Annotated in this window: 14 protein-coding genes and 1 pseudogene; 7 read left to right on the forward strand and 8 right to left on the reverse strand. The window is 60.8% G+C overall.

All coding sequences use genetic code 11. The features are described from left to right. Window positions 1-2085 (forward strand): glycine--tRNA ligase subunit beta, encoded by a 2085-nt coding sequence (gene glyS, locus CVE23_RS00265; protein ID WP_100848637.1) that lies wholly within the window; start codon window positions 1-3, stop codon window positions 2083-2085. A gap of 89 nt (window positions 2086-2174) precedes the next feature. Here the strand turns inward: glyS and CVE23_RS00270 are convergent, their stop codons facing one another. Continuing rightward, the gene (locus tag CVE23_RS00270) at window positions 2175-3551 is read right to left on the reverse strand and encodes an MFS transporter (RefSeq protein WP_100848638.1); all 1377 of its coding nucleotides are present in this window, start codon (window positions 3549-3551) and stop codon (window positions 2175-2177) included. Between the two features lie 573 nt (window positions 3552-4124). Here CVE23_RS00270 and CVE23_RS00275 point away from each other — a divergent pair. The 6 genes and pseudogenes from CVE23_RS00275 to CVE23_RS23200 form a co-directional block, all read left to right on the forward strand. After that, window positions 4125-4643, forward strand: a complete 519-nt coding sequence (locus CVE23_RS00275) for an Hcp family type VI secretion system effector (protein WP_012768188.1) — start codon at window positions 4125-4127, stop codon at window positions 4641-4643. A 114-nt stretch (window positions 4644-4757) separates the two neighbouring features. After that, the gene (locus CVE23_RS00280; protein WP_100848639.1) at window positions 4758-6611 is read left to right on the forward strand and encodes a type VI secretion system Vgr family protein; all 1854 of its coding nucleotides are present in this window, start codon (window positions 4758-4760) and stop codon (window positions 6609-6611) included. A 13-nt stretch (window positions 6612-6624) separates the two neighbouring features. Beyond that, window positions 6625-7032, forward strand: a complete 408-nt coding sequence (locus CVE23_RS00285) for a DUF1795 domain-containing protein (protein ID WP_100848640.1) — start codon at window positions 6625-6627, stop codon at window positions 7030-7032. Window positions 7033-7043: 11 nt separating this feature from the next. After that, entirely contained in the window at window positions 7044-11426 is a 4383-nt protein-coding gene (locus tag CVE23_RS00290) for an RHS repeat-associated core domain-containing protein (protein ID WP_225622623.1), read from the forward strand. 3 nt (window positions 11427-11429) lie between these two features. Further along, window positions 11430-12128 carry a hypothetical protein gene (locus CVE23_RS00295; protein WP_049855275.1) on the forward strand — a complete coding sequence of 233 codons (699 nt, stop codon included), beginning with the start codon at window positions 11430-11432 and terminating at the stop codon, window positions 12126-12128. Between the two features lie 117 nt (window positions 12129-12245). Beyond that, a pseudogene (locus CVE23_RS23200) lies at window positions 12246-12497 on the forward strand (RHS repeat-associated core domain-containing protein); the annotation flags it as partial. Window positions 12498-12735: 238 nt separating this feature from the next. Here the strand turns inward: CVE23_RS23200 and CVE23_RS00305 are convergent. From CVE23_RS00305 to CVE23_RS00335, 7 genes are all read right to left on the reverse strand, one after another. Then, window positions 12736-13053, reverse strand: a complete 318-nt coding sequence (locus CVE23_RS00305; RefSeq protein WP_100848641.1) for a hypothetical protein — start codon at window positions 13051-13053, stop codon at window positions 12736-12738. A gap of 110 nt (window positions 13054-13163) precedes the next feature. Further along, window positions 13164-16757: an urea carboxylase gene (gene uca, locus CVE23_RS00310; RefSeq protein WP_100848642.1), complete on the reverse strand. Its 3594-nt coding sequence runs from the start codon at window positions 16755-16757 to the stop codon at window positions 13164-13166. A gap of 101 nt (window positions 16758-16858) precedes the next feature. Continuing rightward, window positions 16859-17494: an urea amidolyase associated protein UAAP2 gene (locus CVE23_RS00315; protein WP_049855278.1), complete on the reverse strand. Its 636-nt coding sequence runs from the start codon at window positions 17492-17494 to the stop codon at window positions 16859-16861. 2 nt (window positions 17495-17496) lie between these two features. Further along, window positions 17497-18216 carry an urea amidolyase associated protein UAAP1 gene (locus CVE23_RS00320; RefSeq protein WP_038920643.1) on the reverse strand — a complete coding sequence of 240 codons (720 nt, stop codon included), beginning with the start codon at window positions 18214-18216 and terminating at the stop codon, window positions 17497-17499. A 16-nt stretch (window positions 18217-18232) separates the two neighbouring features. Beyond that, on the reverse strand, window positions 18233-19012 hold the full coding sequence (locus tag CVE23_RS00325; RefSeq protein WP_038663755.1) for an ABC transporter ATP-binding protein: 780 nt from the start codon (window positions 19010-19012) through the stop codon (window positions 18233-18235). A 26-nt stretch (window positions 19013-19038) separates the two neighbouring features. Continuing rightward, on the reverse strand, window positions 19039-19851 hold the full coding sequence (locus CVE23_RS00330; protein WP_038920640.1) for an ABC transporter permease: 813 nt from the start codon (window positions 19849-19851) through the stop codon (window positions 19039-19041). 16 nt (window positions 19852-19867) lie between these two features. Further along, window positions 19868-20923 (reverse strand): putative urea ABC transporter substrate-binding protein, encoded by a 1056-nt coding sequence (locus tag CVE23_RS00335; RefSeq protein WP_049855280.1) that lies wholly within the window; start codon window positions 20921-20923, stop codon window positions 19868-19870. Between the last annotated feature and the right edge of the window lie 63 nt (window positions 20924-20986).

Below are 20986 nucleotides of genomic sequence, written 5' to 3' on the forward strand. Positions count from 1 at the left end.
ATGACAGACAAGACGTTTCTGGTGGAAATCGGCACGGAAGAGCTGCCGCCGAAGGCTTTGCGCAATCTGGCGGAATCTTTTGCCGCTAATTTTACCGCTGAACTGGATACGGCCGGGCTGGGTTATCAGTCGGTCAACTGGTTTGCAGCGCCGCGCCGTCTGGCGCTGAAAGTAGCCGGTCTGAGCGCGTCTCAGCCGGATCGTGAAGTGGAAAAACGCGGGCCGGCCATCGCGCAGGCGTTTGACGCCGAAGGCAAACCGACCAAAGCGGCTGAAGGCTGGGCGCGCGGCTGCGGCATCACCGTCGAGCAGGCCGAACGCCTGACCACCGACAAGGGCGAATGGCTACTGTTCCGCGCTCAGGTGAAAGGCGAAGCGGCGCAGACGCTGCTGCCGGGCATGGTCAGCACCGCGCTGGCGAAGCTGCCGATCCCGAAATTGATGCACTGGGGCGACAAAGAAACCCAGTTTGTGCGTCCGGTGCACACCGTAACCCTGCTGCTGGGCGACGAATTGGTCCCCGGCACCGTGCTGGGCATCGACTCCGCCCGCAACATCCGCGGCCATCGCTTTATGGGCGAGCCGGAATTCACCATCGATAACGCCGACCAGTATCCGCAGATTCTGCTGGAGCGCGGCAAGGTGCTTGCCGACTACGAGGCGCGTAAAGCCAAAATCAAAGCGGATGCCGAAGCGGCCGCCCGCAACATCGGCGGTAACGCCGATCTGAGCGACAGCCTGCTGGAAGAAGTCACCTCGCTGGTGGAATGGCCGGTGGTGCTGACCGCGAAGTTCGAAGAGAAATTCCTGGCGGTGCCGGCGGAAGCGCTGGTGTACACCATGAAAGGCGACCAGAAATACTTCCCGGTTTACGACAACAGCGGCAATCTGCTGCCGAACTTCATCTTTGTCGCCAACATCGAGTCCAAAGACCCGCAGCAGATCATCGCCGGTAACGAGAAGGTGGTGCGTCCGCGTCTGGCCGACGCCGAGTTCTTCTTCAATACCGACCGTAAAAAACGCCTTGAAGATCATCTGCCGCGTCTGGAAACCGTGCTGTTCCAGCAGCAGTTGGGCACGCTGCGCGACAAGACCGACCGCATCGCGGCGCTGGCGGGCTGGGTAGCCGGCCAGATCGGCGCCGATGTGAATCATGCCGAGCGCGCGGGCCTGCTGTCCAAATGCGACCTGATGACCAACATGGTGTTCGAATTCACCGATACTCAGGGCGTGATGGGGATGCACTACGCCCGTCACGACGGCGAAGCCGAAGACGTGGCGGTGGCGCTGAACGAACAGTATCAGCCGCGCTTTGCCGGTGACGAGCTGCCGTCTTCGCCGGTAGCCTGCGCGTTGGCGATCGCCGACAAGATGGATACCCTGGCGGGGATCTTCGGCATCGGCCAGCATCCGAAAGGCGACAAAGACCCGTTCGCGCTGCGCCGCGCCGCGCTGGGCGCGCTGCGCATCATCGTGGAAAAACGTCTGCCGCTGGACTTGCAAACCCTGACCGAAGAAGCGGTGCGCCTGTACGGTAACAAGCTGAGTGCTATCAATGCAGGGAACGCCAACGTGGTGGACGATGTGATCGAGTTCATGCTGGGTCGCTTCCGCGCCTGGTATCAGGAAGAAGGTCACAGCGTGGACACCATTCAGGCGGTGCTGGCGCGTCGTCCGACTCGCCCGGCGGATTTCGACGCCCGTGTGAAAGCGGTGAGCCATTTCCGCACGCTGGAGCAAGCCGAAGCGCTGGCCGCCGCCAACAAGCGCGTGTCCAACATTCTGGCTAAATCCACCGAAACGCTGAACGACAGCGTGCAGGCGGCGTTGCTGAAAGAGAACGAAGAAATCCAGCTGGCGACCTATGTCACCGCGCTGACCAGCAAGCTGGCGCCGTGGTTTGCCGAAGGCCGCTATCAGGAAGCGCTGGGCGAGCTGGCGCAGCTGCGCGAGCCGGTGGACAACTTCTTCGATAAGGTGATGGTGAACGCCGAGGACCAGCAGGTGCGTATCAATCGCCTGACGCTGCTCAACGAACTGCGCAACCTGTTCCTGAAAGTCGCGGATATCTCCGTGCTGCAGTAAGTCAGGCTGCAATAAATCAGCGCGTGGATATTGCCCGTAAACAGAGAGCCTCCAAATGGAGGCTTTTTTTATCTTCTGGTTTTTAACGACTATTTTGCTTTCCGGGATACGTTACTGCCGGCGTTGGGCACCAGACGGGCGATATCCCACAGCGCCAGCGCGGTGATCAGCGCGATGATCACGAACCCTAACCGGAAGTCGATGCCTGCCGCCGGCGGTATGCCGATAGCATCGGTAATCCAGCCGCCGGCGCGAATACTGAGCGCGCCCAGCGTAACGCCCAGACCGTTCGCCAACTGAAGTGAGGTGCTGAACAGTGTGTTGGCCGAACTCATTTCCTGTGCCGGAACATCCGCGAACGCCAGCGAACTGATGCCGGTAAATTGCATCGAACGGCTGAGTCCGCCCCAGAACAGCAGCAATAATGTGAGAATCTGCGGCGTGGTGGGGGTCAGCGCGGCACAAAGCAGCAACGACAATACGCACAGTATGCCGTTGACCATCAGCAGTTTTTTGAAGCCGAAACGGCGCATCAGGGGCGTGGTGGCCGGTTTCATCGCCAGATTGCCGGCAAAGACGGCCAGCACCAGCGTCCCGGCGTGAAAGGCGTCCAGCCCGAATCCCACCTGAAACATCAGCGGCAGCATGAACGGCGCGGAGCTGATGGTGGCGCGTAGGATAAACCCGCCGCGCATGGTGATGCGAAAGGTCGGCACATTCAGTGACGTCAACCGGATCAGCGGGGCGGCAGCCCGCCGCAGATGCCGTACCGCCCACCACAGCGCCAGCAGGCCCGCTGCCATCAGGATCAGTGCGTGGGTTGAATCCAGATTCTGCTGGCTGAACATTTCCAGACCGGCGACCAGACACAGCATGGCGGCGCCCATTGAGAGAAAACCCATCAGATCAAAAGGTTGTTTCTTATCAGGTGCTTGATTGGGCATCAGCCGGAACGACAGCGCGATCGCGATTATGCCCAATGGGACGTTGAGGAAGAAGATCCAGTGCCAGCTGGCATAGGTGGTAATGAAGCCCCCCAGCGGCGGCCCCAGAATCGGTGCCACCAGCGCAGGCCAGGTCAGGGTGGCGATGGCTTTGATCAATTGATCTTTAGGCGTATTGCGCAGAACCGCCAGTCGGCCTACCGGCACCATCATGGCGCCGCCGATGCCTTGCACAATACGCATCAAAACGAACTGCGTGACCGTCTGCGTCAGTCCGCAGAACAGCGACGATACGCTAAAAATCAGCAGCGCCAGGCTAAAGACGTTTCTGGCGCCGAAGCGCTCGGCAATCCAGCCGCTGGCCGGGATCAGAACCGCCAGCGTCAGCAGATAGGCGCTGATCCCGATGTTGAGATCGATCGCCGGAACGCCAAACGCTTTCGCCATCTCCGGTAAGGCGGTGGCGATGACCGTCCCGTCGAGGAATTCCATAAAAAAAGCGCTTGCGACCAGCAGCGCCATGCCGGAGATGGGCGCCTTACGGGGTAGGGGTTGTGGAATATCGTTAGGATCGGAGAAGGCCACGTTACATCCTCTGCATCAGTGACGGCACATCTGCTTATCGGTGAAGCGGTGTGACAACTTTTTATTGATGTTATACCAAATAGGTAGAGGAAATCGACCGTATACAACGCGGTTGTGTGAGGTAATGGGCTGACCGGGCAGAGATGACCGTATGATGGATAAGCGAGCGGTATACCATGCGATGCGCTTGGGGTTTGCTTGTCGAAGCACCCTAAAATCAAAATGTGATTTTAATCACGCTTTATGTCGATTTATTTATCAGCAGGAAAGCGGTTTCAGAACAATCACAAAATCTGCGCAACTTCTTGCTCACTTTCCAGCATAAATCCCTGTTTGCGCAATGGATGCCGTTTTTTCGGGAGGTCTGCGCAATTTTTTGCTCAAATTTGACTTAGGGAAAATGGAGATATTGTTTTTACCTTTAAAAACAATGAAATAAAAACTGGCATGGTCATTGCTGCATAAACGGGCGAAGTCACACCTAACCGTTCAATAACAAGGAGCAAGACCATGCCAACTCCATGCTATATCAGCATCGAAGGGAAAACCCAGGGCAATATCACCGCCGGTGCCTTCACCTCCGACTCCGTCGGCAACATCTACGTGCAGGGCCACGAAGACGAGATGCTGGTGCAGGAATTCAAACACATCGTCACCGTCCCGACCGACCCGCAGTCCGGCCAGCCTGCCGGTCAGCGCGTGCACAAACCGTTCAAATTCACCGTCGCCCTGAACAAGGCCGTGCCGCTGCTGTATAACGCGCTGGCCTCCGGCGAAATGCTGCCGACCGTGACCCTGAAGTGGTACCGCACTTCCGTGGAAGGCAAGCAGGAGCATTTTTTCACCACCACCCTGACCGACGCCACCATTGTCGACATCAACAACCAGATGCCGCACTGCCAGGACCCGTCCAAACAGGATTACACCCAGCTTATCGAAGTGTCGCTGGCCTACCGCAAGGTGGACTGGGAGCACACCGTGGCCGGGACGTCCGGCTCTGATGACTGGCGCGCGCCGATCGAAGCGTAATGCCGTCTTAACCCGGACTGCGGTCCGGGTTGTGCTGTTTTCAGTCTGTACTGAGCCGTGGCGGCAGCCATCGCTGAGTGCGGACGCAGGTCGGGGACGTAAGGAGGAAGCCAGGTGGCCAACAGTACAGGACTTCAGTTCACCGTAAAAATCGGCGCGCTGCCGGAGAGTACCTTCGCGGTGGTGGATTTTGAACTCGACGAGGCGCTGAACCAGCCGTTCGCCCTGTCGCTGAATCTGGCCAGCAGCCAGCCCGGCATCGACTTCGGCGCGGTGCTGGACCAGCCGTGCGAGCTGCTGGTGTGGTACGAAGGCGAGCTGCAGCGTCGGGTCAGCGGCATCGTCAGCCGCTTTGCCCAGGGCGACACCGGTTTTCGCCGCACCCGCTACCAGGCCGAGGTGCGCCCGGCGCTGTGGCGGCTGGGGCTGCGCACCAACGCCCGTATTTTTCAGACCCAAAAACCGGACGAGATTATCAGCGCCCTGCTGGAGGAAGCGGGCATCACCGATTACGCCTTCGCCCTGCGCCATGAGCACGCGGTGCGCGAGTACTGCGTGCAGTACCGCGAAAGCGACCTGGCGTTCATCAACCGGCTGGCGGCGGAAGAAGGGCTGTTCTACTTCCACGAGTTCGACGCCGGCAAGCACCGGGTGGTGTTCGCCGACGATGCCGGCGCGCTGACCAAGGGCCCGGAGCTGTTCTTCAACCTGGCGACGCAGGGGCTGACCGAAGGCGCCTATGTGCGCCGTTTCCGCTACGCCGAAGCGGTCAGTACCGCCGAGGTGGCGCTGAAGGATTACAGCTTCAAAACCCCGGCCTACGGGCTGCTGCACAACAGGATGAGCAGCGAGCTGGACCATCAGCGCGAATCCTACCAGCACTTTGATTATCCCGGCCGCTTCAAGCAGGACCCGAGCGGCAAGGCGTTTACCGGCTACCGGCTGGACGCGCTGCGTGCCGGGGCCATGACCGGCAGCGGCGAATCCAACGCCGCCGAACTGATGCCGGGCAGCACCTTTACCCTCACCGAACACCCGAACCCGGCGTTTAACCTGGCCTGGCAGGTGGTGGCGGTGACCCACAGCGGCCAGCAGCCGCAGGCGCTGGAAGAGGAGAGCGGCGGCGAACCGACCACGCTCAGCAACAGTTTCGAGGTGATAAAAGGCATCACCACCTGGCGGGCGGCCATGCCGTACAAGCCGATGGTGGACGGCCCGCAGATTGCCACCGTGGTCGGCCCGGCAGGCGAAGAGATTTACTGCGACGAGTTTGGCCGGATAAAGCTGCAGTTCCCGTGGGACCGCTACGGCGCCAGCGACGACCAGAGTTCGTGCTGGGTGCGGGTGAGCCAGGGCTGGGCCGGCGGCCAGTACGGGCTGATTGCCATTCCGCGCATCGGTCATGAAGTGGTGGTGAGCTTTCTGGAAGGCGACCCGGACCAGCCCATCGTCACCGGTCGCACCTTTCACGCCACCAACCCGTCGCCGTATCCGCTGCCGGCGAACAAGACCCGCACCTCGCTGCGCACCAATACCCACAAGGGCGCCGGGTTCAACGAACTGCGTTTTGAAGACCAGGCCGGGCAGGAAGAGGTGTTTATCCACGCCCAGAAGGACATGAACACCGTGGTGCTGAACAACCGCAGCACGGCGGTCAACGCCAGTCATACCGAGAACGTGGGCGGCGACCAGACGGTGGTGGTGCAGCACAACCAGACGGTGTCGGTGAAGGAAAATCAGGTCACCGAAATTCAGGGTGAGCAGACCGTCGCCGTCACCAAAAACCGCAACACCACCGTTGACGACAACGAGTCGCTGCAGGTGAAAAACAATATCGCCATCCAGTCCCAGAGCGGCGACATCCTGATTGCCACCGCCGGCGGCTTCATCGCCATTGACAGCGAAGGCAACATTTCCATTACCGGCAAAGGACTGGTGCTGAACGGCACCCGTATCGATTTGAACTGAGGGAGCAGCACGCATGTATCAGATGAACGAAGGCACCCTGGCTATTCCGACGGGCTGGCGCGACGAGTCGTTGCACGTGTTTGTGCTGCCCGGCGACACCGCCAATCTGGTGGTCAACCGCACACCGATTGAATTCGGCCTGTCGCCGGACACCGTCTATGAACAGACGCTGTCACAGTTTTCCGCCCACCTGAAGGGCTATCAGGAGCGTGCCGCCTGGGAACTGACGCTGGATGGTCAACCCGCACGCGGGCTGGAGTACAGCTGGCGCTCGCCGGAAGGACCGATGCATCAGGTGGTGGTGATGCAGGTGCGCGGCGAGCTGCTGCTGACCTTTACCATTACCGCCGCCGGCGAACTGAAGGATGAACAGAAAACCGCGCTGCTGGCGGTGATTGAGACGTTTAAAGCCGTACCCTGAAGGGAGTCACGATGCTGAACGATATTCTGAGCCGGGTGGCCCGGGTCGGGGCCATGCACGCCGGAAACCGTCCCAACCCGCCCGCCGACCGGCCTCAACCCTGTCAGGGTAAACCGCCAACGTCGCCGGGCAAGACCATCAAACACAAGAGTTTCCTGGGTGCACTGGCCGGTGCCGTGGCCGGGGCGCTGGTGGCGGCCGCCGTATTTACCGCCGCCGCGGCCGTGGCGGGTGCTATCGCCGTTGCGGTGATTGGCACGGGTGGAATGGGGGCGGCGCTGGTGGTGGGGGCGGTAAAACTGGCCGCCGGATTTGGTGCGGTCAGCCTGCTGGGTGGGCTGATAGACGCGGTGTCCAGCAAGGTGTCGGCGATGGTGGACAGCGGCTCGCCATCGTTCGGACCGGTGATGGCGGGCTCGGGTAACGTGTTTGTCGAAAAACAGCCGGTGGCCCGCGCCACGAAAGATACCGTCGCCTGCACCCGGCACAACAGCCCGCAACTGATTGCCCAGGGCAGCGAATCCGTGTTCGTGAACGACGCGCCAGCGGCCCGTATCGACGATAAAACCGTGTGTGGTGCCACCCTCAAGGAAGGCGCCTCGACGGTATTTTTCGGCTCCGGGCAGGGCACCTATCTGGAGATTGCCGAAGAGTTTACCGCGCTGCAACGAGCGCTGCTGATTGCGGTGGAGTTTCTGGTGCCACCCAGCCGCGGCATGTTCAGAGGGCTGGGCAAGTTGTTCACCCGTGGGCCGATGGCGGTACTAAAAGGGATGCGTGTCGGGGCGCTGAAAACGCTGGAAGGACTGAAAAGCGCGGTCAAATGCGCCAGCGAAGGGTTTCGCAACAACAAGGGGCTGTCGCGTGTCACGGAAGCGGTGCGCGGCTTCCTCAAAGACCCGGTCTACATCGCCAGCGGCGAGGTGATTGAATCCCGTACCGATATCGCACTGGGCCAGACGCTGCCGCTGGTGTTCGAACGCACCTACCGCTCCGCCTCCGTGCATGTCGGGCTACTGGGCCACGGCTGGCACGACAGCGGGAGCGAGGTGGCGACGGTAACGCGCGACGGCCTTAACACCCACGTGGTCATCACGCTGGCACAGGGCTACGACATCGATTTTACCTTCCATCAGGACGTGCAGGCGGTGTACTGCCCGCACTACCCTGAATTCACCCTGCACCGCCGGGGCGAGGGTTTCAGCCTGTGGCACCGCGACCAGCAGACCTGGCGCGACTTTAGCGTGGTACAGGGCACGCGCCGGTTGCTGTCGGCCATTCACGATACCCACGACAACCGCATCGAGCTGGTGCGCGACCCGAAAGGCTACCTGCGGCAATTGCGTCACAGCGACGGCGTTACCCTGCTGCTGGTGTGGCAGGGCGACTTCCTGCACCAGATTCAGCGCACCGACGGCGGCCAGAAAACGCTGCTGGCCGAGTACCGCCAGGATGAACTGGGCCGACTGATTGAGGCCAACGCCACTCAGGCTTATCACCTGTACTACGAGTACGACGCCGCCCATCGGCTGACGCGCTGGCACGACCACGACCAGACCTGGGCGCGCTACGAATACGACGCGCAGGGGCGCTGCGTCTACACCACCTGCGCCGACGGCTTTCTGACTGCCCGCTTCGACTACCACCCCGACCGGGTGGTGATGACCGACGGCCTCGGCCAGCGCAGCGAATTCGGTTTTAACGACCTGTCCCTGATGAGCTGGGAAACATCCCCGCTCGGTCACGTCACCCACTACGACTACGACGAGGTTGGCAACCTGCTGCGGGAAATCTCGCCCGCCGGGCGGGTGGTCGAATTCGGCTATCTGGACGATACCGGGCGGGTCAGCACCTTTACCGACGCCAGCGGCCACCAGTGGCAGTACGACTATGATGAGGCGCAGCGGCTGTGCGGCGTCACCGACCCGCTGGGGCGCGAATGGGGCTGGGTGTATGACGCCGAAGGCAACCCGGAGCGGCTCACCGGTCCCGACGCCAGCGAAGTGCGATTCACCTGGAACCGCTACGGCCTGCTGACCCAGGTAAGCGACGCCGCCGGCGAGGTGCAGGCGCGGTTGCAGTATGACCACCGTCAGCGGTTGCTGAGCGCCACCGACGCCGAGAGCCGCACCCAGCAGTTACGCTACGACAGGCAGGACCGGGTAGTGCAGTGGCAACGGGCGGACGGCGCGCGCTTTGGGTTCGGCTACCGCCGGGCCAGCTGGAAACTGCCGGAGCAGCTGATGCGCCCGGACGACAGGGAAGAGCGGCGCCAGTACGACCGCCACAACAACCTGCTGAGCTACGTGGACGGCAACGGTGCGCTGTGGCGTCAGACCTTCGGGCCGTTCGACCTGCTGACCGCGCGCACCGATGCCGAAGGTCGCACCTGGCACTACGCGTACGATAAAGAGAGCCAGCAGCTGACAACGGTTATCGCCCCGGACGGCAGCCGCTGGCAGTGGTGGCTGGACGCCGACGGGCGGGTCATCCGCGAGCGCGACATGACCGGCACCGACACGCATTACGGCTACGACGAAGACGGCCTGTGCATCAGCGTGCGCAACGGCGAAGGCGACACCCGCCACTTCCTCTACGACGCCCGCGGGCTGCTGCTGCGCGAAACCGCGCCGGATGACAGCCTGCACTACCGCTATGACGCGGTGGGCCGCCTGACCGAAGTCTCGTCGGCCACCGCCCATGTGCAGCTGGACTACGACCTGCGCGACCGGGTGGTGCGCGAATGGCACAACGGCACGCTGCTCACCCGCCAGTACGACGACACGGCCCGCACCGTCACCCGCACCCTGGCGTGGGACGGCGATGCGGACGATACCGCACACGCTCTTGCCCCACTCACCAGCCTGTTCCATTACACCCGTACCGGCGAACTGCGGCAGGTGCAGTTGCCGGACGGCGCCGAGCTGACGCTGACCCATGACGCAGCGGGCCGGGAATCGCTCCGTAGCGGCGGCAGCGGGTTTGTGCAGCGGCGCGAATACGACGTGATGGGCTGGCTGACGCGGGAGCAAAGCGGCGCCCAGCACGACGGTCACCTGCAACCAGCACAGACGCGGGAATACCGCTACGACGGCGCGGGCAACCTGACCGGGGTGCGCCACAACCGCGAGGCTGAAGGCTACCGGCTGGATGCCACCGGCCGGGTGCAGGAAGTCCTGCGCGGTGGCGCGGGCAAAATCGTGGACACCACCGCCCGCTACCAGTACACCCGCAGCGGCCTGCCACAGGAGGCCGGACGGCTTACCGAGTGGCAGTCTGGCAGACTGGTTCAGCGCGATGATACCCACTACCAGTACGACAGGGCCGGACGGCTTATCCGTAAACAGGTGCTGCAGCCGGGCTACCGCCCGCAGGTGTGGCAGTACCGCTGGGACAGCCGCAACCAGCTGCGGGTGGTGGACACGCCGACAGGGGAACGCTGGCTGTACCGCTACGACCCGTTCGGCCGCCGGGTGGGCAAACGCTGCGAGGCGCGCGGCGAGGACGTGCGTTACCTGTGGGACGGCGACCAGATAGCCGAAGTGCGGCACTACCGCCACGGTCAGCTGGTGGCCCGCCGTCACTGGGTCTACAACGGCTGGGAGCTGGTGGTGCAGCAGCGCCAGCACACCGGCGGCGACTGGGAAACGGATTTTGTGACCAGCAGCCAGAACGGTGCACCGCAGGCGCTGTTCGCACCGGACGGCACCCTGCGCTGGCAGGCGCCGAAAGCGACGCTGTGGGGACACCGGCAGACAGAAAAATCGGAAAGTCCGGACCCCGGCCTGGCCTTCGCCGGGCAGCTCCGTGACAGCGAAAGCGGGCTGTGCTATAACCGCTTTCGGTACTACGACCCGGCCGGCGGGTGTTATGTCTCGCCGGACCCGATAGGCGTGTTGGGGGGTGAAAGTAATTATGGGTATGTACATAACCCGATGGACTGGGTTGATCCGTTTGGGTTGGCTGGTTGTCCAAACGCAAAACTAGCTAGTAAAATTCAAGAAAGAGCGAACAATGGAAAGATTCCTAAAATAGCTCCAGGGAAAATATCACCAAAAGGATATCATGGTAGGCTTTCAGAGCAAAGAATGCAGGAAGTTATCAAAAGCCCTGATAGAGTTTATGTCTCAAGTGGCGGTAACAATAATATTATATTTGCTAAGGATGGGGACATAGTCATATTGGCAGGAAATAAATCAGGAGCTTATAAGGGACAGGCAATTACATCATATGGCCCTTCTGGTCCAAGAGGTGATAGTGGGGCTGCAATTCATGGAGGATTAGCGAGTGATCCTGGCTTGCCAATTACAGATAGTATGATTGTAAATGGGCAGATACCAAAACCAGGTGGTGGATTTCTACCTCCTGCAATACCTATCACATCTGGGGGATAACAGGTGAAACCTATTATTTGGGATCTTGCGGGTTTTAACATTTCTATGAAGGGTCAGTATGCTGACATTTATGAATTAGAGAGCGACATGGAAAAAAACTCTGGCAGTAGTAATTTTAGTGAAATAGATTCTTTAGACTGGTTTCTATCAAATAAGATTACTGGTCAGATCTCGTTTTTATTACTAACAATCCCTTCAGTTTTAAAAAAATCATCCGAAATCTCTAATATTGATACTAATTCTCTCTGTATAATTAAATTGTCAGACTGCGTTCACATTTTTTCCGATAATGTTTCAATACAAAACGAAGCCACTTACTTCATTAAAAGAAATGAGTTAGTCGTTACATCTAATAATTCACTGATCTTTTATAAGGTTCTAATATCAGATGATCTCTATTTTTTACTAGATAAAAATTTCACATATCAAGGGTATTTATTAGTCAATGCCACCCATCATATTTATGGGTATATTAAAGAATGCAATGATGATATTTTTAATTCATTTTTAGTAAAAATGCTGGTTTTTTGCACGCAAGAAGCATATGACGCAATGGATGATATGGACAGTCATTACTTGTTAATGATGAATAAATTGGAAGAAGAATGCTCAGTTTATCAACATACTGACGTGAGATTATTACAAATTGTTGATTTTATAAAACACCTCAAGTCAACATTTTACGATATAGAGATAGATTGAATTTTACGCATCTACAAGTTAATAAAAGCTAACATGTTAATTGAAGCATCTGAATAATATGTAAGTTGTGCACTTCAGTACTAGTAAAATTGTACCACAGGGTACACAACGGCTAGGGAAACCGATTTTGTCACCAGCAGCCAGAACGGTGAACCCCAGGCTCTGTACAAACCCGACGGCACCCTGCGCTGGCAGGCACCCAAAAGCACCCTCTGGGGCCAGCGACCAGTCTCCATGGAAGACTCTGCCGACCCGGGCCTTGCCTTTGCCGGACAGTACCGTGACAGCGAAAGCGGGCTATGCTATAACCGCTTTCGGTACTACGACTCGGCTGGCGGGTGTTATGCATCGCCAGACCCGATAGGGATAGCGTGCTGTCCATAATCCCCACCAATCCAGCTCACCCGTTAACCACTGCGTCACCGCTTGTTTATCAAACCGCGTGTCACTCGGCGCTTGCAGGTATCACAATTAGCGGATGTCCTGCTCGGTAATTGCAATGCAGCCTACCGGCATAACAACCTGTTGAGCTACGTGGACGGCAACCGCTGACAGTGGAGGCTGAACTCCACCGCCCGCTACGCCCACAGCCGTCAGCCGTAACCCACTAATTATCCACCACCGCTTTTCCCTGATACCACTTCCCGCAAAACGTCACCCTGCCGTTGGCGATGCTGCATTCGCGGTAAGCGCCCTCTTTCAGCACGGCTGCGTTCCCCTGATACCATTTGCCGCAAAATGTCACTCTGCCGTTGGTGATAGTGCATTCCCGATACTCGCCGTGTTGCAAAACCGGGGCCGAGCCCTGAAACCACGAGCCGCAGGCGGCGATTTGCCCGTTGATGATATTGCACGCACGGTAATCGGCCCATGCCGTTGGGGTGACGATAACCAGTATCCACCACAAAATTGCTCTGACTTTCATATTTTTATGCCGTTATCTGCCTGAATCCGGTACCGGTATCGTTACCGTCATTTCACATAAAAACAACCGGCTGACGCATGTCAGCCGGATAAGACGGCGGAATAACAATATCAGGCGTCAGCGGGTTCGATCACCATCAGCAACTGTCCCGCCTGCACCTGATGGCCGGGTTGACGGTGCAGTGTGTGAATAATGCCCGCGACCGGCGCGGTGATGGGGATTTCCATTTTCATCGACTCCAGAATCCCCACCAGTTGACCGGCGCTGACGGTATCGCCGGGAGCAACCAGCCACTGCCAGACGCTGCCCGCCACCTGGCTTTCCACGCCGTAGCCGTGGGCCGGAACGGTATCGTCATCAGCGGTAGTCTCCTGCAAGCTGCTGTCGAAAGTGAACTGACCGTCGGCGCGCCAGCGCGCCAGTTCCTCGTCAAAGGCTCGCTGGCGTTGCTGCTGGAAAGCGTCGATCGCCGATTGCTGCTCCACCAGATTCCGCTGATAGTCGGCGAGATGAAACTCCCCTTCTTCGGTACGCAACGGATAATCTCCCCACGGGAAGCGCTCGCGGATCGCCAGCAGCTCCTGCGCGGTAACCGGATAAAAGCGAATCTGATCGAAGAACCGCAGCAACCAGGGTTGACGGAAAACGTCGGTTTGTCGATCGCGGTTCCACATCTGCAACGTGCGGCCGATGAACTGATAGCCGCCGGGGCCTTCCATACCGTATACACACAGATAGGCGCCGCCGATGCCGACCGAGTTTTCCGCCGTCCAGGTGCGGGCCGGGTTGTATTTGGTGGTCACCAGCCGGTGACGCGGGTCGAGCGGGGTGGCGACCGGCGCGCCGAGGTAGACGTCTCCCAGCCCCATCACCAGATAACGGGCGCTGAAGACGATGTCTTTGACCTGATCCACCGATTCCAGCCCGTTGATGCGACGGATGAATTCGATGTTGCTGGGGCACCAGGGGGCGCCGGGTCTGACCGACTGGGTATAGCGGGTGATGGCCTCGCGGCAGGCGTCGTCGTCCCAACTGAGCGGCAGCCACACGGTGCGGGAAGGAACGGCGGCATGCTGCAGGTCGCCGAGCGCGTCGTCTGCTTGCTGCAGATGCGCCAGCAGCGCGCTGCGCGGGCATTGCAGGCTATCGAAATGGATTTGCAGCGAGCGGATACCCGGCGTCAGCTCCTGTACACCCGGTAACGGATGCTGTTCCAGCCACTGCATCAGCGCGTGCACGCGAAAACGCAGGGCGATATCCAGCCGGTGCTCGCCATACTCCAGCAGCAGGAAACGGTCGCCTGCCGCCAGACAGTTCACCGATGGCCGATCGCCTTGCGCCGATCGGTGATACAGCACGGGCGAGGGGCAACAGGCGGCGAGGGTGGGTTCTGCCACCGGGCGACCGGCGGCGATGGCGGATTCCGCTTCGCGCGCCAGTTCGTCCGCCTGCTCCAGGCTCACCGGCATGAAACGAATGCTGTCGCCGGCTTTTAACTGGCCGAGTTTCCATAAATCGGCGTGGATCACCGTGGCCGGGCAGACGAACCCGCCCAGCGATGGGCCGTCCGGCCCCAGGATGACCGGCATATCGCCGGTAAAATCCACCGTGCCGAAGGCGTAGGCGTTGTCGTGGATATTGGACGGGTGCATGCCGGCTTCGCCGCCGTCGGTTCGCGCCCACTGAGGTTTAGGGCCAATCAGCCGGATGCCGGTACGGCTGGAGTTGTAATGCACCTGCCAGTCGGCAGCGAAAAAGGCCCCGATGTCCTCTGGGGTAAAGTAGTCCGGCGCGCCGTGCGGCCCGTACACCACCCGCAATTGCCAGTGAGAGTGCCAGTCGGGCGCAGGCAGGGCGACATCGATGGCGGGCGACTGAGGCGCGGCCAGATGCAGTACGTCGCCGGCGCGCAATGCACGCCCGGCATGACCGCCGAATTTGCCGAGCGTGAAGGTGCTGCGGCTGCCCAGATACGTCGGGCAGGCCAGACCGCCGGCCAGCAACAGGTAGCTGCGGCAGCCCGCGCCCTGAATATCGCCAAGCGTCAGCGTTTGCCCGGCGCGGGCGTGATGAGTCCGCCAGCCGGCGAGCGGAGCATCATCCAGCCGGGCGTTGATGGCGGCGCCGGTGATGACGAAAGCGCAGTCGCGGTTGAAGCGCAGCGTTGGGCCACGCAGGGTGAGCTCCAGCCCGGCGGCGTCCGGCGCGTTGCCCAGCAACTGATTGCCGAGTCGGAAGGAGCGAGTGTCGAACGGTCCGGAGGGCGGGACGCCGACATGCCAGTAACCGGTACGGCCGGGCGCATCCTGCACGGTGGTAAGCGTGCCGCCGCCGAGGACATCCAGCGTAGCGGGCTGCCAGACGACGCCGCCCAGCGTCGCGGTGATGATTTCTCCGCGCCTGACGGCGGGCAGGGTCAGCAGGTAGCGCAGCCAGTCGAGATTGGTTTCGATGCCGTACAGCGACGTGGCGCTCAGCGCCTGCGCCATACCGTCGAGCGCGGCGTCCCGGCTGGCGCCGTGAACGAGGACTTTCGCCAGCATCGGGTCATAAAACGGCGACACCTCGCTGCCGCTGTCCAGCCAGTGGTCGATACGCAGGGTGAGGCCGGGCAGCGAGTCCGGGAAACTGACGTTGCTCAGCAACCCGGCGCAAGGCTGGAACTGTTTGGCCGGGTCTTCGGCGTACAGCCGCACCTGAATGGCGTGGCCGCGCGGCGCGGCGGCAAGTGTGTGGAGCGGCGGCAGGCAACCGGCGCCCAGCGTCACCATCCATTGCACGATGTCGACGCCGTACACCATCTCGGTCACGCCGTGTTCTACCTGCAGGCGAGTGTTGACCTCCAGGAACCAGAACTGCTTGCTGATTTCGTCGTACACATACTCTACCGTGCCTGCGCTGCGGTAGTTCACCGCCTGACACAGCCGGATGGCGGTGGCCTGTAGTTCGGCGCGTACGTTGTCGCCAAGGTTGGGGGCCGGGGTCTCCTCAATCACTTTCTGGTTGCGGCGCTGGGCAGAGCAGTCGCGCTCGCCAAGGGCGATGACGTTGCCCTGACCGTCGCCGAATACCTGCACTTCGATGTGGCGGGCCTGGGCGATGAATTTTTCCAGAAACACGCCGTCGTCGGCGAAATTGTTGCCCGCCAGTCGTTTCACGCGGGTAAAGGCATCGACCAACTGGTCCTGGTCATTACAGCGCTGCATGCCGATGCCGCCGCCGCCCGCGGTGCTCTTTAACATCACCGGATAACCAATGCGGCGCGCCTGTTCGCAGGCGCTGTCCAGCGAGGTGAGCAGGCCGCTGCCGGGCAGCAGCGGTACGTCATTCTGCTGCGCCAGCACACGCGCCTGATGCTTGAGGCCGAAAGCGGTCATCTGCGCCACGGTCGGGCCGAGAAATACCAGACCCGCCTGCTCGCAGCGGGTGACGAAACCGGCGTTCTCGCTCAGGAAGCCGTAGCCGGGGTGAATGGCCTGTGCGCCGCTTTTCGCTGCGATGTGCAGTAATTTGTCCTGATTCAGGTAGGTATCGCGCACCGGGCCGTCGCCCAGCGACCAGGCTTCGTCCGCCTGACGTACGTGCAGCGAATGACGATCCGCTTCGGCGTAAACGACGATGGCCTTCACGCCCATTGTTTTCAGGGTGCGGATGATACGCACCGCAATAGCGCCACGGTTGGCAATCAGTACTCGCTCAAACATGACAGAGTCTCTTACGGGCAGGTCGTCCTGCGAAGTCTCGGACGCGTGTTGCGGGTCGTCCCGCGCGTCGCTGTTCCCGATGCGTGTCGTTGCCGCCGCGTTTACCAGACGGCGATATCGATCGGGGTGGGGTTATAGCCGTTACAAGGGTTGTTCAACTGCGGACAATTGGAGATCAGCACCAGTACGTTCATTTTCGCCACCATTTCCACGTATTTCCCCGGTGCGGAGATGCCGTCGGCGAAGGTCAATCCGCCTTCCCGCGTCACCGGCACGTTCATGAAAAAATTGATGTTGTGGGTGATGTCGCGTTTGGTCAGGTGGTATTCCGGGTGTTGCGCCACCGCCAGCATCCAGCTGTCGCGGCAGGCGTGCATGTGGCGTTTTTCCAGATCGTAGCGCACCGTGTTGCTCTCGGTGGCGCAGGCGCCGCCGAGGGTGTCGTGGCGGCCGCAGGTGTCCGCCACGATTTCCAGCATCGGGCGGTCCTCGTTGGAACGCAGTATGCTGCCGGTGGTGAGAAAGACGTTGCGCTGACCGCGCAGGGTATCGGTCACGCTGTAGCGCTCGGCGGTGTCGTCGGCGTTGTAGAACAGGGTATCGGCGGCCTGATTGCCTTCGAGATCGGTAATACGCAGCGTCTGACCGGCTTCAATGCGGTGCAGCCAGTAGTCGCCGGCGGGAAGGGTGGCGCGATAAACCGCCGTGGCGGGGTCGCGTTGGCTGGTCTGGATCATGATCAGACTCCTTGGGGTTGTTCGGCCAGATAGTAAAGCGTGTTGTTGCGCAGTCCGCGCCGGTTCTCCGGTCGTGCCAGACAGATGTCCGGCAACGGCGCACGCTGGTGGTCCAGTGTCAGCAGGATCGGATGTCGCGGGTAGTCAGCGGCGGCGCTGAGCGGATGCGGGCAGGTATGCAGGATAACCAGCGTATCCATGGCGAAACGCAGAGTGACGCTGGCGCCGGGCTGTCCCTGCTGTTCCAGCGTCAGGTTGCCGTCGTCGTCGCTGCTCACGCGGGCGAAAAAGTTAACGCAGGCGGCCATGTCGCGCTTGCCAAGACCGTATTTCGCCAGTTCCACCAGAAAGCTGTCGTAGCCGTTCTGATGGCGGCTGTTACGGGCCTGCTGGTAGTTCAGTTCGCCGAACTGACGCGCCACCTGCTGCGCGTTGGCGCTACCGCACACGGTTTCATGCCAGCCGAAACTGTCGGCTTCGATGCCGCAGAAAATACGGCCCATATCCGAGTACAGGCAGTGGCCGGCGGTCAGGCGAAACGTATGCTGGCATTTGAGCGTGTCCGGCGCGTTGTAACGCTCCAGCGGATTTTCCGGGTTGTAGAACAGCATGCCCACGTTGGCGCCGCCTTCGACGTCGGTCAGGCACAGCGCGGTACCACGGCGCATGACCAGCGACCAGTGCGACCCAGCGGGCAGTTCGGTCTGATAATGATCGTTCATTGTGTGACTCCTCCCATCAGGCGACATGCCGCCGCCCGTCAATCAGTTCTCCCACCGAAGCTCGCACGCCGGCAGGCGAGCGCTCCAGCGGAAGGTCGTAGGTGATGCTGGCGCCAAAAGCGTCTGGCGCTTGCGGGTCCTGGCGCAGCTTGTCGAACACCCACAGGCGCGACCCGAGTGAAAAACCTTCTTTAAGGTCATGGGTGATCATGAAAATGGTCAGGCAATTTTCCCGCCACAACTGGCTGATCAACTGGTGCATCTCGGCGCGGATGCCGGGGTCCAGCGCGCCGAACGGCTCATCCAGCAGCAGAATGCGCGGGCGTTTGATCAACGCCTGCGCCAGCGCCAGCCGCTGCTGCATGCCGCCGGACAGCTGATGCGGATACTTGTGAGCGGATTGTTCCAGACCTACCTGACGCAACATCTCCATTGCGCCGGCGTGCAGGGCGCGACGCCGCCGGCCCCATACCCGGCCCAGCCAGCGGGCTTCGGCGAATTCCGCACCGAGCATGACGTTCTCCGCCACGCTGAGGTGAGGGAAAACCGAGTAGCGCTGGAACACCACGCCGCGGTGTTCGTCCGGCTCCTGCGGCATGGGCGCGCCGTCGAGCAGCAACTGGCCGCTGCTGGGGCTTTCAGTGCCGAGCAGCATCTTGAGAAACGTGGTCTTGCCGCAACCGGACGCACCGACGATGGAGACGAATTCGCCTTCCTCGACCGAGACGTTGAGCCGTTCCAGCACCACCTGACCGTCGTACTCTTTCCTGATGTTTTTAAGTTTTAACAACGACATAGGTTCTCCTGCATTCCGGTTGACGCTCATTTCGAGTAATACCAGGGCCAGCCGCGACGGCTGATGACCCGCAGCAGCACATCGAGCAGGAACGCCAGCGCCGTGATCCAGGCGACGTAAGGCAGAATGACGTCCATCGCCAGATAGCGGCGCATCAGGAAGATGCGGTAGCCCAGCCCCTCGGTGGCGGCGATAGCTTCGGCGGCGATCAGGAACAGCCAGGCGGAACTGAGCGACAGGCGCACCGCATCCAGCAACCGCGGCATCAATTGCGGTAGAATCACCCGCCACAGGATTTGGCCGCTGTGGCCGCCGAGGGTTTGCGCTTTGACCAGTTGCTCCTGCGGCAGGCTCTGGATGTAGAGTTGCAGGTCGCGAATGATGAACGGCGTGATGCCCACCATGATCAGCACCACTTTGGATACCTCGCCCAGTCCGAAGCAGATGAACAGGACAGGCAGCACCGCCAGCGGCGGGATCAGCGCAAACAGGGTGATCAGCGGCGACAGCGTGGCGCGCACTGCCGGCAGCGCGCCGCACAGCAGGCCGAACACCAGCGCCAGCATCGCGCTCAACCCCACGCCGATCAACAGCCGAAGCAGGCTGGCGGCGGTGTCGACCCACAGCATGTATTCGCCGGTGCGTTCGTTGGGCTCGAACGCCATGCGATGCATGGCGTCCGCCATCGCGCCCAGCCCCGGCAACAGCTTGTCGGCGGCGTTCGCCGCCAGTCGGGCGTCGGACGCCATCAGGTAGACAAGCAGCAGCGCCAGTAGCGGCAGAAACCCCATCATCCCGCGTGTCAGCGGCAGCGGCTGGTAGTTGATCAATTTGCGCATCCGGCGTTCTCCCGTATTACAGCTTGTTGTCGGCCGCCAGTTTCAGAAACTCGTCGCTGAAACGCAGTTTGACGTTACCGGTGTTGCCCCACAGACCCACAGGGGTGGATACCCCCACCACGTCTGCGCCCGGCGCGCCGTCGCCCAGCAGGCCGTGACGGAAGGAGAATTCCGCGACCGACTGCATGGTGGTTTTCAACTGGGCGTTCTGGACGAACTCCAGCGCCTGTTTCGGGGTGGCGAACAGGTGGGTGGCGGCCAGTTGCTCGTCAAATCCGGCCAGGTCGGTGCCGGCGGCCTGCCCCATGAAGGTGCGGGCTTGGCGGGCGACGCTGCTGTCGCCGGACATCGCTTGCAGGGTTTCATACCAGGCGCCGGTCAGGGCTTTGCCCAGCTCGGGGTGTTGCTTCAGTGTGGCGGTATTGACCACCAGCAGATCGAGAATTTCGCCGGGGATTTGCGCGGAAGAAAACGCCAGCTGGCTGCCCGGCTGTTTTTTGGCTTCCGCCAGCAACGGGTTCCAGGTGACGATGGCCTGCACCTCCGACGTACCGAAGGCGGCGACCAGATCGGCATCGGCGGTATTCACCACCTTGATGTCTTTCTCGCTCATGCCGTTCTTTTCCAGCGCCCGCGCCAGCAGGTAGTGAGACACGGACAGCTGGACCAGATTGATCGGCTTGCCTTTGAGCGCGGCCAGGCTGTTAGTGCCTTTGATCAGAATGCCGTCGTTGCCGTTTGAGTAGTCGCCGACGATAAGCGCGGTGCTGTCCACGCCGCCGGCCGCCGGAATGGTCAGCGCGTCCATGTTGGTCATGGCGCAGCCGTCAAAGCCGCCTGCGGTGTACTGGTTAACGGATTCGATGTAGTCGTTGACCTGAACAAACTGGATATCGATGCCGTATTTGTCGGCCCATTTCTTGATGATGCCTTGCTGCTGGGCGTAGTCCCACGGCATCCAGCCGGCGTAAATGGACCAGCAGAGTTTGAAGGCGGGTTTGTTGGCGGCCAGCGCGCCAGCGCTGCACAGCGCCAGTGCGCAAACAAGCAGTAATCGTTGAATCGTTTTCATGGCGTATATCCTCTGACGTTGGGCGCAATCATTAGCAAAGCAGGAGGGCGGCGAGCATGTATC

This window comes from Dickeya fangzhongdai (genome assembly GCF_002812485.1).
Classification (GTDB): Bacteria; Pseudomonadota; Gammaproteobacteria; order Enterobacterales; family Enterobacteriaceae; genus Dickeya; species Dickeya fangzhongdai.

Excerpts from the sequence above, each read along its gene's own strand:
- glyS (WP_100848637.1), top strand. The coding sequence starts at position 1 with ATGACAGACAAGACGTTTCTGGTGGAAATCGGCACGGAAGAGCTGCCG.
- CVE23_RS00270 (WP_100848638.1), bottom strand. The coding sequence starts at position 3,551 with ATGGCGCTGCTGGTCGCAAGCGCTTTTTTTATGGAATTCCTCGACGGG.
- CVE23_RS00275 (WP_012768188.1), top strand. The coding sequence starts at position 4,125 with ATGCCAACTCCATGCTATATCAGCATCGAAGGGAAAACCCAGGGCAAT.
- CVE23_RS00285 (WP_100848640.1), top strand. The coding sequence starts at position 6,625 with ATGTATCAGATGAACGAAGGCACCCTGGCTATTCCGACGGGCTGGCGC.
- CVE23_RS00290 (WP_225622623.1), top strand. The coding sequence starts at position 7,044 with ATGCTGAACGATATTCTGAGCCGGGTGGCCCGGGTCGGGGCCATGCAC.
- CVE23_RS00305 (WP_100848641.1), bottom strand. The coding sequence starts at position 13,053 with ATGAAAGTCAGAGCAATTTTGTGGTGGATACTGGTTATCGTCACCCCA.
- uca (WP_100848642.1), bottom strand. The coding sequence starts at position 16,757 with ATGTTTGAGCGAGTACTGATTGCCAACCGTGGCGCTATTGCGGTGCGT.
- CVE23_RS00315 (WP_049855278.1), bottom strand. The coding sequence starts at position 17,494 with ATGATCCAGACCAGCCAACGCGACCCCGCCACGGCGGTTTATCGCGCC.
- CVE23_RS00320 (WP_038920643.1), bottom strand. The coding sequence starts at position 18,216 with ATGAACGATCATTATCAGACCGAACTGCCCGCTGGGTCGCACTGGTCG.
- CVE23_RS00325 (WP_038663755.1), bottom strand. The coding sequence starts at position 19,012 with ATGTCGTTGTTAAAACTTAAAAACATCAGGAAAGAGTACGACGGTCAG.
- CVE23_RS00330 (WP_038920640.1), bottom strand. The coding sequence starts at position 19,851 with ATGCGCAAATTGATCAACTACCAGCCGCTGCCGCTGACACGCGGGATG.
- CVE23_RS00335 (WP_049855280.1), bottom strand. The coding sequence starts at position 20,923 with ATGAAAACGATTCAACGATTACTGCTTGTTTGCGCACTGGCGCTGTGC.